Source organism: Sporosarcina sp. CAU 1771 (genome assembly GCF_054482775.1).
In genome coordinates this window covers 373,039-386,117 of the sequence record NZ_JBTLRN010000001.1, presented here as the reverse complement: position 1 = coordinate 386,117, position 13,079 = coordinate 373,039, and the positions used below count along the sequence as shown (strand labels likewise).

The window sequence follows — 13,079 nt, the reverse complement described above, 5'->3', positions numbered from 1 at the left end:
AATGGCATTTGATGGTTTATTTACAACGGCTATGGTTCAGGAACTGCAAGTCTTAACAGACGGACGCATTTCTAAAATTCATCAGCCAAATTCACAAGAATTATTGTTTTTAGTCCGTTCAAATGGACAAAATCACAGACTACTAATTTCTATTCACCCTTCTTACTCAAGAATTCAACTAACGGATGAAGCGATAACAAATCCTGCGCACCCCCCATTGTTTTGTATGGTGTTACGCAAACAACTTGAGGGTGGTACAATTACAGGCATTTCTCAAGTAGGAACTGACCGGATAATCACGTTCGATATACGCGCAAAAAATGAAATTGGCGACGATATGGAAAGAAGAATTTATATCGAAATCATGGGTCGGCATAGTAACTTTATTCTTGTAGATCCTGTGCGCAATATGATTATTGACAGTCAAAAGCATCTTCCTCCTTCGGTAAATAGTTACCGAACAATTTTACCGGGACAACCATATATTCCTGCACCACCACAAGAGAAATTAAATCCCTTCTTAGTTGATGAAGAGAATTGGCATTCTCTCCTTCCTGAGATTGTGACCGGACGAGATTTTGTACAGCACTTTTCAGGTTTTTCACCCATCAATGGCAATGAGCTATTGTATCGGTTAAGTAAAGGACAGGATGCAAATTCCTATACAATCTTTAAATCTTTTTTGAATTCATTCAAAGGAGATGGGTGTAAGCCTACTCTTGCGGAAATCAATTCTAAAATAGTTTTTTCTACGACACCACTTACCCATGCAGATACAACGGTTGCGGAGTTTGAGACAGTAAGTAAATTACTTGATAAGGTCTATTTTGGTCGCGCTGAAAGAGAACGTGTAAAATCCCAAGCTTTCGATCTTGAACGCTGGCTCGATAATGAAATTGCGAAACTAAACTTAAAGATTAAGAAATTGACAAAAGAAAAATCTGCTGCTGGCAAACTTGATACTTTTCAACTTTACGGAGAGCTGTTAACTGCAAATAGCTATGCCATTGAAAAAGGGCAAACTGAAGCTACTGTGGATAACTATTACGAGGAAGGAACTACGGTCACGATTCCTCTTGATCCACGAAAAACTGTTATTGAAAATGCTCAAAGGTTTTATTCAAGATATACGAAATCTAAAACAGCATTAATCATGATTGCAAAACAACTCCAAAAAGCTGAGGAAGATATCGAGTACTTCGAAATGATCAAACAACAAGTTGTTCAAGCATCTCCTGAAGACATTGATGAAATACGTGAAGAACTTGCTGAACTTGGTCTAATGAAAGCACGTAAAGGAAAGAAAAAGAGTCGTCCAAAAAAGCCTGCACCCGAGCAGTATGTATCTTCGACTGGCATTAAAATCTCAGTAGGTAAAAATAATAAGCAAAACGATTACTTAACATTCAAAGTCGCTGCTCGAAACGACATTTGGCTACACACGAAAGATATACCTGGTTCTCACGTTGTCATTCATACCAGTGAACCAGATGAAGAAACGATTCGTGAAGCGGCTGTACTTTCAGCTTACTTTAGTAAAGCACGTGGCTCTTCATCCGTTCCAGTTGATTTCACTGCTGTAAGGCATGTGAAAAAGCCGAACGGTTCCAAGCCAGGATTCGTTATCTACTTTGAACAAAAGACACTCTTCGTCACTCCCGATGAAGATGTCGTCATGAAATTAAGAAAATAAAAAATGCGATTCTACGTAGCTCCCACTACGTTGGAATCGCATTTTTTATTTGAAATGTCTCCATTCCATCTTTTGTACCAACAAACTTCTGCCAATTCCTTATTAGAAAATTAACACCTAAGATTGTCCAATATTAACAGTTAAAGAATCCCGTGCAGAAACACTAATTTCACTAGGATGGGACATACGTAAATTCAACAAAAGTTTTCGAGATATGCAACGAAGTCCGCGTCTACTCCAACAAAGTCGAGCTAGTGTGCAACCTAATTGCGATAATGCAACTATAACCTCGGGTTGTGCAACGAAGTCTGCGTCTACTTCAACCAGATTGTGAGAGTACAACCAAAATCTCAGGATGTGCAATGAAGTCCACTTCTACTCCAACCAAATCGACCGATAGTACAACCTATTCTCCCAAAAGCAATGCCTCGTCTAAAATGGTTGGCATTTTGCCAATGAAAAAGAACCGTGAAACCTCGCTTTCGCTTAGTCACGATTCTCTTAATAAAAGGTGTTGAAAGGGAAAGTCATCCCTGCTTTTCTTATGTTAATTGCATTGTGGTGATACACGTATTGTCATCTTTAAATGTTGAAATCTCTGATTCCACTGTTTTTCCATCATGCTCAATTTTAACTTGATAGGTATGATCACGTGGTAACCATAGATCTATAAACCCATTTTCCAAGGATGTGATGGTTTCATTTATCACGACATTGCCTTCTTCATCCTGAATATTCACATCGAAATCTTTTTCCACTAATTCCCCTTGGCAACCCGTTAAGCTGTGAATTGCACAAGGATGTGTCGTTGTAACAAACGGCGCTATCGAAACAAAAAAGTCTTCGCTTGAAATATCAAATGAAGTTTCCTCCCCGTTATCAGTTACGACCAGTTCATGTGATGTGATGGAAGCGGTGATATCTTCAAAACTGCCCACACTATACTCATGGACTGTTCCCTTAATGTCCTCAATTCCCTCTACATTTACCTCATTATTACAACCAACCAACACCAGGCTTAGCAATACACCTACTATAGCAAGCAAACTTTTTTTCATAAACTGCTCCACTCCTTTATCCTTCTATTTATTGACCGTTCTAAAGCCATCAGCAATACCCTTACTAAAATCATACACCATTTTTGAATCTGGCCCATTTAAAAGTTCAACAATTTGATGAATGAATTCTTTGAATCTTAATTTATTCTCAGTCGTCCCATTACTAAGAACTTAAAAGAAACGAGTGAATGATATGAAAAAGAAGATTGTCATTGCTGGTGGAACGGGCTTTATTGGTAATTATTTCGAGGAGAAGTTTACAAATTTAGGATATGAGGTACTAATCATTTCAAGGCAGGCTCAACATCTTTCCTGGTCGGATCAATCAAGTATTGTGGAAGCTTTGGATGATGCAGAAATGCTCATCAATCTTGCTGGCAAGTCGGTAAATTGTCGCTACAATGAGAAAAATAAAAAAGAAATCTTTAATTCCAGAACGGAAACTACTCAAATTCTCGGACATGCACTATTAGCTTGTAAAAACCCACCCTCTTTATGGATAAATTCAAGTACAGCTACGATTTATCGGCATGCAGAAGACCGTCCCATGACCGAGGAAAATGGCGATATTGGTACAGGTTTTTCGGTCGATGTAGCTAAAGTATGGGAAGAATCTCTTTTCTCTTTCAATCTTCCTCAGACGAGACAAGTCGCCTTAAGAATTGCAATTGTACTTGGGAAAGATGGTGGAGTGATGGAGCCTTATCGAAACCTTGTGCGTTTCGGTCTCGGCGGAGTTCAGGGATCAGGCAGTCAAATGTTCAGTTGGATTCATATTGAAGATGTATTTCGGATTGTACAATTTCTTCAGGAGAATAAACAGTTGACTGGAGTATTTAATTGTTCAGCTCCCCAACCCGTCACAAACAAAGAATTCATGTCCCAACTGCGAAAGACAATGGATAGAAAGTTCGGCTTCCCTTCTCCGAAATGGATGCTTGAAATAGGTTCAGTTTTCTTAAGAACTGAAACCGAATTGGTGTTAAAAAGTAGATGGGTTATCCCAGAAAGGCTTGAGAAGGAAGGATTCCAATTTACGTTTCCTACGGTTGATAAAGCAATTCAACTTGCAAAGAACACCCATCCTAAATGAAATATGTAGAGTGAATATGCCGACCTTCAACTAAACTTTCGTGTAGTACAACAATATTGGTGCCTACTTCAACCAAATCGACATGAAGTGTAACTAAACCGAGATTCTTCAACCACACTTTCAGGTAGTACAACAAAGTCTGCGCATACACCAACCAAATCCACCTGGAGTTCAACCAAATCGGCATTCTTCAACCACACTTTTCAGTAGTACAACAAAGTCTGCGCATACACCAACCAAATCGACCTGGAGTGCAACTAAACCGACCTGGAGTGCAACCAAACCGGGTTTCTTCAACCAAGTTTTCCAGTAGTACAACAAAGTCGGCGCATACACCAACCAAAACGACATGGAGTTCAATCAAACTGGGATTCTTCAACCAAAGTTTCAGGTAGTGCAACAAAGTCGGCGCATACACCAACCAAGTCAACCTGGAGCTCAACCAAACCGAGATTCTTCAACCACATTTTCATGTAGTGCAACAAATTCTGCGCCTACACCAACCAAATCGACATTGAGTCCAACCAACGCCTCTGGTAGTGCAACAAAGCCAACGCTTACTCCACCCAAACCGAGATCCCCAAACAAAAAAATCCAATCCACCAACTTATCTTACTAGTTGGTGGATTGGATTTTTTAACAATTTACTTCAACAGACCAGCTTTCAATTTCCCATGCCAATCCAGTAAGCTCACAATCGATTCTTCACTGATTGCTCCACTCTCTTTTGCGGCTTCAGCAAGTGCACCGAAATCCGTCAAGCTACGGTAAGTTAACTCCGCGGAAGCGAAAGTTTCATCCGCTTTCTTTAATTCATATGTAAATATAGATACAATACCTGTTACTTCAATACCTTCATCACTTAACGCTTTTGCGGCGTTCAAACTGCTTCCGCCTGTTGATATTAAATCCTCGATGATGATCGCTTTGTCGCCTTTTGCTATTCTTCCTTCTATTTGACGGCTACGTCCATGACCTTTTGCCGTCGAACGAATATACACCATCGGCAGACCAAGAATATCAGCAACCCATGCTGCATGTGGAATTCCTGCTGTAGCTGTTCCAGCAATGACGGTTGTATCTGCGTAGTTTTCTCGAATTAAGCGTGCAAGTCCTTCTGCAATTTTTTTCCGACCAACTGGATCTGCCATGATCAACCGATTATCACAGTAAATTGGAGATTCGATTCCTGACGCCCAAATAAACGGATCGACTGGGTTTAATTCAACCGCGCCTACATTCAATAAGATTTGTGCAATCTCTTTTTTTTCCATCATTCATTCGATCCTTTCCATTGTGCATTGATAATCTCGTAAGCGGCAAGTGGATCTTTTGCCCCTGTAATTGCTCTTCCTACAACGATATGCGTTGATCCTGCTACTCTTGCTTCTTCAGGAGTTGCGATTCGTTTTTGGTCGTGCGTGCCGCCTTCAGCAAGTCGTATTCCAGGTGTGACCTTGAAAAATTCTTTCCCACATGCATCAACAATCGCAGACGATTCATGAACCGAACAGACAACGCCGTCTAGCCCCGCTTCCTTTGATAGCTTTGCGTAGTGTAAGACAGATTCTTGCAATGCAACTTCGATTAATTGTTCATTTCGCATTTGTTGTGCATCTGTAGATGTAAGTTGAGTTACCGCAATAAGTGAAGGTCTAGACTTACCCACAGGTGTCCCTTTATCGAGCCCTTCTAAAGCAGCTTCCATCATTGTTTTTCCGCCAGCCGCATGAACATTGACAAGATTCGCGCCAAATCCAGCAAGGACTTCCATCGATGATTTCACTGTGTTTGGAATATCATGTAATTTCAAGTCCAAGAACACGTCATATCCCGCATCTTTTAAGCGAGCCACTATTGCAGGTCCTTCTTTATAAAACAACTGCATGCCCACTTTTACATTGACATTCCCATCAAACGAACGTAGAAACTGAAAAGTCTTTTCTGCCGAATCAAAATCGAGTGCTATTATCGGTGATGTTTTCATAGACGATGACTCCTTCCTATCAACTCAGAAATATGGTTGATACCCAGTTCATCAAGTCTAGCAGGCAATTCTCGAATGATCTCTGGACAAATAAATGGATTGACAAAGTTTGCTGTACCGACAGCAACTGCGCTCGCTCCAGCAGATAGGAAATCAATGACATCAGTAGTATTCGTAACTCCGCCCATTCCGATAATTGGAATATTCACAGCCTGGCTCACTTCATAAACCATTTTAATCGCAACTGGCTTGATTGCAGGTCCCGATAAACCACCTGTAATATTCGCAATAATCGGGCGTCCCGTTTTTTCATCCAAACGCATGCCAAGAAGTGTGTTTATCATTGTAATCCCATCTGCTCCGCCTTCTTCAACAGCTTTTGCAATCGCAGTTATATCCGTTACGTTCGGAGATAATTTAACATATACCGGGACGGATGAAACAGCTTTTACAGCAGCAGTTAGTTCGCGTGCGATTTCCGGGACTGTACCAAATGTGATGCCGCCTTCTTTCACGTTCGGACAGGAAATATTCAATTCCAATGCAGTCACATTGGGCGCAGTTGAAATGACTCGGGCAACTTCTACATAGTCTGCAGTTTCAGTACCCGCGACGTTTGCAATGATTGGAACGTCATACTTTTCCAACCATGGAAGTTCGTTCTCCATGATGCCTTGAAGACCTGGATTTTGAAGACCGATTGCATTTAGCATTCCTGAGGAAGTTTCTGCAACGCGCGGCGTCGGATTCCCCGGTCTCGTTTCAAGCGTAGCCGCTTTAATCATAATTGCACCAAGAAGTGATAAATCATACAGATTACCATATTCTTTTCCAAAGCCGAAACAACCAGATGCTGGCATGATTGGATTTTTTAATTTAAGTCCTGGTAAGTCTACGGACAATCGATTCATATAGATACCACCCCTGCTGGAAATACTGGTCCATCTGAGCATACTTTTATATATGCACTTTCATTACCTTCTGTCGTCTGACAAACACATGCAAAACAGGCGCCAATTCCACAGCCCATTCGTTGTTCAAACGATAGAAACCCTTTTTTACCTTCATACATTGTCTGAACAGCATCTAACATCGGCATTGGACCACAACTATAATAGGTTGAAAAGTCGTTGCCCAATTCCCCCATAACTGTTGTTACAAATCCTGTCGTTCCTTTCGAACCATCAACAGTAACGATATGTGTTTCTCCAAGTGCCGAAAATTCTTCTTCATAAAAAACTACATCATTTGACTGAAAGCCCAATATATGAATACACTTAACACCTTTTGCTGTTAACTGCTTTGACAACTCATATAAGGGTGGCACACCGATTCCACCACCGACAAGGATTGCGGTTTCGCCCGTGTCCGTTTCTTCCACTGGAAATCCATTTCCTAATGGTCCAAGGACATCGACTTCGTCACCTTCGCGCTTTTTCGAAAGTGTTGTTGTACCTTGTCCCTCGGCACGATAGAGTATCGTCATTTCATTTATTTCTTGATTAATTGAAGCAATCGAAATCGGCCTTCTTAGAAGAAATTCGAATGAGTCACTTACTCGAATATGGACAAACTGGCCCGGAGATGTAATCTCTCCGACCAGCTTGCCAGTTAGTTTCATTTCGAATATATTACGTGCGATTTGCTTGTGAGATGTGACAGTCATTCGATCTTGAATAATCACATGCGCACCTCCTGTTTTGTCATTGCCTCCGTTTGGAACTTCATCGATTCAATGACGCGTAGCATTGCTACAGCTGTATCTAGAGATGTGAAGCAAGGAACCCCATTCTCGACAGATTCACGACGAATTCTAAATCCATCACGTTCTGGTTGCTTTCCAACCGTCAATGTATTGATAACAAAATGCGCTTCCCCTTTTTGAATTACATCAAGAAGAGTAGGACCTTCGGAACCAATTTTTCCAACGGTTTCAACTTTAATTCCGCCTTCTTTCAAGGCATTTGCTGTTCCTTCTGTCGCCATAACACGATAACCAATTTCTGTGAAACGCTTAGCAATTTCTTTGATTTCTTCTTTGTCTTTATCAGAAACAGTCATAAGAACTGTGCCGTATTCTTTTATTTCCATTCCCGCCGCGACAAGTCCTTTATATAAAGCCTTTTCAACAGTCACGTCTTTCCCCATAACTTCACCAGTCGATTTCATTTCTGGTCCAAGTGTAATGTCCACTCGGCGCAGTTTTGCAAACGAAAACACTGGAACTTTTACGTACACACCCGTTGGTGGCTGTGCAAGTCCACCTGAATAGCCTTGTTCGATTATTGACTGACCAAGTATCACTTTCGTAGCAATATTTGCCATCGGGATATTCGTGATTTTACTTAAGAAAGGTACTGTTCGACTTGAACGCGGATTCACTTCAATCACATATACTTCATCTTCAGAAATGACATATTGAATATTGAGTAAACCTATAATATTCAAGCCTCGTGCGAGTCGAGTTGTGTAATCTGTAATCGTCGCAATGTGTTTTTGTGATAAGTTTTGTGGTGGGAAAACTGCAATCGAGTCACCTGAGTGAACTCCAGCGCGTTCAATATGCTCCATGATGCCTGGAATGAGCACAGTTTCTCCATCCGAAATTGCATCCACTTCAATTTCAGTACCCGTTAAATATCTGTCTACAAGTACCGGATGTTCAGGACTTGCATCGACAGCATGCTCCATATAATAAAGCAGTTCTTCTTCACGATAGACAATTTCCATCGCACGTCCACCTAGAACATAAGAAGGTCTTACCAGTACTGGATAGCCTATTTCATTTGCAATTGCAACGGCTTCAGGTACTGAGACAGCCGTCTTTCCGAGCGGTTGAGGAATCTCGATTTCACGAAGCGCGCGTTCAAATTTGTTTCTATTTTCTGCACGATCTGTATCTTCAAGGGACGTTCCTAAAATCTTAACGCCGCGCTCTTCAAGTCCAGCAGCAAGGTTTATAGCCGTTTGGCCGCCAAATTGGACGACGACTCCTTCTGGTTGCTCAAGGTCAATGACGTGCATAACATCTTCAAGTGTCAGTGGTTCAAAATAGAGCTTGTCTGATATTGAAAAGTCTGTAGATACTGTTTCAGGGTTATTATTTATTATGATTGCTTCGTATCCTGCTTGCTGAATCGCCCAAACAGAGTGCACTGTTGCATAGTCGAACTCAACGCCTTGACCAATTCGAATCGGTCCAGATCCTAAGACGATAACGCTTTTTTTGTCAGTTTTGATTGACTCATTCTCATCTTCATACGTACCGTAGAAGTAAGGTGTGTCTGATTCAAATTCTCCTGCGCATGTATCCACTTTTTTATAAACAGGTACCATTCCACGTTCTTTACGCCATTTATAAATAGACAATTCATCTGTTTCCCAAAATTTCGCAACCGTTACGTCTGAAAATCCAAAGCGTTTAGCCGTATACAATACTTCTTCGTCAAAAGGGTTTGCTTCAATTACTTTTTCGTACTGAACAATTTTCTCAAACTTTCTTATGAAGAAAACATCAATCATGCTCCACTCGTGAATTGTTTCCACAGAAACGCCTCTACGCAGGGCCTCACCGATAAAGAATAAACGCTCATCACCTGCACGACGAATTCGTTTTTCAATCCATTCATCCGTCATTGTGTCGCCATTTTTTAGAGACAAGTCAAATTGACCGGTTTCCAGAGAACGTACAGCTTTCATAATCGACTCTTCAAACGTACGGCCGATCGCCATTACTTCTCCTGTTGCTTTCATCTGTGTACCTAAATTACGTTTTGCTGATTCAAATTTATCAAAAGGCCAACGTGGTATTTTCGTTACAATGTAATCCAATGCAGGTTCGAAACAAGCATACGTAGTTCCTGTAACTGGGTTCATCATTTCATCTAACGTTAGACCAACTGCAATTTTTGCAGCTAATTTAGCAATTGGATAACCTGTTGCCTTAGATGCAAGTGCCGAAGATCGACTTACTCGTGGGTTTACTTCAATAATATAATAATTGAACGAATGTGGATCCAGTGCTAGTTGTACGTTACATCCACCTTCAATTTTAAGTGCACGAATAATTTTAAGTGACACATTACGAAGCATCTGATATTCACGGTCCGACATCGTTTGGCTAGGTGCAGCAACGATTGAGTCTCCTGTATGAATCCCAACTGCATCAACGTTTTCCATATTACAAACAACAATGGCATTGTCAGCTGAATCACGCATAACTTCATATTCGATTTCTTTGAATCCAGCAATTGACTTCTCTAGAAGACATTGTGTAACTGGACTATATTTCAGACCACTTGCAACAATCTCTTCAAGTTCAGCGTCATTCTCACAAATCCCGCCACCCGTACCACCAAGTGTAAATGCCGGACGTACAATAACCGGATAACCAATTCTTTCAACAAAAGTATAAGCTTCCTCGATATTATGAATAATATCACTTTCAGGTACAGGTTCTCCAAGCTCATTCATAAGCGTTCGGAATAAGTCTCTATCTTCTGCTTTGTGAATGGCATCTAGTTTTGTACCTAGAATTTCAATATTTAATTCATCTAAAATACCTGATTCATGCAGTTCAATGGCCATGTTTAAACCTGTTTGCCCGCCTAATGTTGCAAGAAGAGCATCAGGGTTTTCTTTACGAATAATACCGCTAACGAATTCAAGCGTTATTGGTTCAATATAAACTTTATCTGCTATTTCTGTATCTGTCATAATCGTTGCCGGGTTCGAGTTAATTAAAATAACTCGGTAACCTTCTTCTTTTAAAGAAAGGCATGCTTGTGTTCCAGCATAGTCGAATTCTGCTGCTTGTCCGATGACGATTGGTCCCGAACCAATTACTAGAATTGTTTCAATATCAGTACGTTTAGGCATGTCCTTGCTCCTTTCGAGTATGCATTTCCATTAAATCAATGAATTTATCAAAAAGATGATTGGCATCTTCTGGGCCTGGTGAAGCATCTGGAAGAAATTGAACGGAAAATGCAGTGCCCTCCGTATTTCTAATTCCTTCAACCGAACCATCATTGAGTGCTTTATATGTGACAACTAGATTAGTTCCTTCGAGTGAAGCTTCATCAACTGAGTATCTATGGCTTTGTGAAGTCAATTCTGTTCGACCCGTTTCAAGATTTTTTACGGGATGGTTCCCCCCACGATGTCCATTTTGTAATTTAATAATTTCAGCCCCGCATGTAAGTGCAAATAATTGATGACCTAGGCCCATTCCAAAAATAGGCGCTTTTCCAATTAATTCACTGATTATATCCGTTGCTCCTTGAACGTCCGCTGGATCTCCAGGTCCATTCGTTAGAACAATCCCGTCTGGGAACAATGAAAGAATAACATTTGAAGGTGTATTAAAAGGAACGACGATAACATCACAATCCCGTTTATTTAATTCTCTTAGGATGCCATGCTTCATGCCATAATCAATTACTACAACTCGTTTTCCACGACCTGGACTCGGATATGGTTTTTTCGTTGACACTTGTGCAACCAAATTTTTAGGTAGTGCATAAGCAATCAATTCTGAAATTGTTTTATCCACAGAAACGATTTCTCCCGCAGCTGTCAGAATCCCTTTCAATGGCCCTTTTTCACGAAGAATTCGAGTCAATTTACGCGTGTCAATCCCTTGAATTCCTGGGATTCCTTTCATTTTTAATACGTCACCTAAACTCATTCCGCTTCGGAAATTCGATGGTTCGTCCGACAATTCACGAACAACTAGGCCATTCACTGCCGTTTCAATCGATTCAAAATCATCTCGGTTAATCCCATAGTTGCCGATTAGAGGATACGTCATGACGATAATTTGTCCATATCCCGAAGGATTTGAGATGATCTCTTGATAGCCCGTCATACTTGTTGTGAATACTGTTTCTCCGATAGATGCATTTTCAGCACCAAATGCAACGCCTTCGAAAATCGTTCCGTCTTCCAAAATTAGCATTCTCTTCTTCATGATTGTCCATCCTCCCAAACAACTTTTCCATTACAAATCGTTGTCACTGGCCATCCTGCACACGTCCAACCATCAAATGGCGTATTCTTTCCTTGTGATACGAATGTTGTTCTATCTATATTTTGCTCTTTATTTAAATCGATTAATACAAGATCTGCGGGAGCACCTTTTTCAATTTTGCCATATGGTAATCCGAATACTTCTGCTGGTTTAATCGTCATCCAGTCAATCAGTTGTTTCATCGTCCATTTTCCTTCTTTTACAAAGTTCGTGTAAAGAAGTGGGAATGCTGTTTCTAAACCTGTAATACCAAATGGGGCAGTTTTCACACCAACAGCTTTTTCTTCAGCAGTATGAGGCGCATGATCGGTTGCCACAAAATCCAATGTTCCATCCATCAATCCTTCACGAAGTGCTTCTAAATCTTCTAGTCCTCGAAGTGGTGGATTCATTTTCCAATCTGCGTCGTCCCCAGGTATATCATTTTCCGATAGGAGTAGATGATGTGGACTTACTTCGGCAGTCACATGAATTCCAGCTTTTTTCGCATCTCGGATAACTCGGACAGATTCTTTCGTACTAACGTGACATACATGGTAATGAGCACCTGCAGCTTCTGCTAATAACACATCACGAGCGATATGCACGGACTCTGCAATTGATGGTATACCAGGAAGACCTAACTCTTTGTTACGCGTTCCTTCATGCAATGCACCACCGTAAATCAATGTATTATCTTCACAGTGAGCAACGATTGCCATACCGATTTTTGCTGCATCTTGCATTGCTTCATACATCATTCCGGCTTCTTGTACGCCGACACCATCATCTGTGAATGCGAATGCGCCGTGTTCTTTCAGTTCAGCGAGATTTGTTCGCTCTTTCCCTGCCTCACGAATCGTTATTGATGCATAAGGAAGTACACGGACAAGCGCGTTCTCTTCTATTAACTTATTCACATGTCCCAATGTTTCTTTTGTGTCTGGCACAGGTCTTGTATTCGGCATCGGACAAATTGTCGTATAGCCGCCTTTTGCAGCTGCCAATGTCCCGCTTGCTATCGTTTCTTTATGTTCTCCGCCTGGCTCACGCAAGTGCACGTGAACATCAATGAAGCCCGGCGCAAGAAACAACCCTTCCCCTTGAATAACCTTAGCACTTCCAACGTCGAGACTGTCGCCAATTTCACTAATTAATTCACCTGTAATTCGAACATCCGCAGTAATAAGTTCCCCTTCACTAGTTACCATTTGAGCACCTTGAATAAGTTTTTCCAT

The 13,079-nt window shown here is 41.0% G+C and carries 11 protein-coding genes; 2 read left to right on the top strand and 9 right to left on the bottom strand.

The genetic code is table 11. The features are described 5' to 3' along the window. Position 1: 1 nt before the first annotated feature. Entirely contained in the window at positions 2–1,693 is a 1,692-nt protein-coding gene (locus ACXYMX_RS01930; RefSeq protein ID WP_459042525.1) for an Rqc2 family fibronectin-binding protein, read from the top strand. Positions 1,694–2,235: 542 nt separating this feature from the next. Here the strand turns inward: ACXYMX_RS01930 and ACXYMX_RS01925 are convergent. Continuing rightward, complete coding sequence (locus ACXYMX_RS01925; protein WP_459042524.1) at positions 2,236–2,751, bottom strand: CueP family metal-binding protein; 516 nt, start codon at positions 2,749–2,751, stop codon at positions 2,236–2,238. 193 nt (positions 2,752–2,944) lie between these two features. Here ACXYMX_RS01925 and ACXYMX_RS01920 point away from each other — a divergent pair, with 193 nt between their 5' ends. Next, a complete protein-coding gene (locus ACXYMX_RS01920; protein WP_459042523.1) occupies positions 2,945–3,844 on the top strand; it encodes a TIGR01777 family oxidoreductase in 900 nt (299 codons plus the stop codon). Positions 3,845–4,282: 438 nt separating this feature from the next. On the opposite strand, the gene ACXYMX_RS01915 is transcribed toward ACXYMX_RS01920, so the two are convergent. From ACXYMX_RS01915 to ACXYMX_RS01880, 8 genes are read right to left on the bottom strand one after another with little or no spacing between them, the layout of a single operon-like run. Next, a complete protein-coding gene (locus ACXYMX_RS01915; RefSeq protein ID WP_459042522.1) occupies positions 4,283–4,447 on the bottom strand; it encodes a hypothetical protein in 165 nt (54 codons plus the stop codon). Between the two features lie 41 nt (positions 4,448–4,488). Then, complete coding sequence (gene pyrE, locus ACXYMX_RS01910; RefSeq protein WP_459042521.1) at positions 4,489–5,121, bottom strand: orotate phosphoribosyltransferase; 633 nt, start codon at positions 5,119–5,121, stop codon at positions 4,489–4,491. Next, a complete protein-coding gene (gene pyrF / locus ACXYMX_RS01905) occupies positions 5,118–5,831 on the bottom strand; it encodes an orotidine-5'-phosphate decarboxylase (RefSeq protein ID WP_459042520.1) in 714 nt (237 codons plus the stop codon). Before pyrF ends, pyrE begins: the two co-directional genes overlap by 4 nt. Then, a complete protein-coding gene (locus ACXYMX_RS01900) occupies positions 5,828–6,742 on the bottom strand; it encodes a dihydroorotate dehydrogenase (protein WP_459042519.1) in 915 nt (304 codons plus the stop codon). Before ACXYMX_RS01900 ends, pyrF begins: the two co-directional genes overlap by 4 nt. Beyond that, entirely contained in the window at positions 6,739–7,515 is a 777-nt protein-coding gene (locus ACXYMX_RS01895) for a dihydroorotate dehydrogenase electron transfer subunit (RefSeq protein ID WP_459042518.1), read from the bottom strand. The genes ACXYMX_RS01900 and ACXYMX_RS01895 overlap by 4 nt, the downstream gene beginning before the upstream one ends. Further along, positions 7,512–10,709 (bottom strand): carbamoyl-phosphate synthase large subunit, encoded by a 3,198-nt coding sequence (carB, locus tag ACXYMX_RS01890; RefSeq protein WP_459042517.1) that lies wholly within the window; start codon positions 10,707–10,709, stop codon positions 7,512–7,514. Before carB ends, ACXYMX_RS01895 begins: the two co-directional genes overlap by 4 nt. After that, complete coding sequence (locus ACXYMX_RS01885; protein WP_459042516.1) at positions 10,702–11,802, bottom strand: carbamoyl phosphate synthase small subunit; 1,101 nt, start codon at positions 11,800–11,802, stop codon at positions 10,702–10,704. The genes carB and ACXYMX_RS01885 overlap by 8 nt, the downstream gene beginning before the upstream one ends. Next, a complete protein-coding gene (locus tag ACXYMX_RS01880) occupies positions 11,799–13,079 on the bottom strand; it encodes a dihydroorotase (protein WP_459042515.1) in 1,281 nt (426 codons plus the stop codon). The genes ACXYMX_RS01885 and ACXYMX_RS01880 overlap by 4 nt, the downstream gene beginning before the upstream one ends.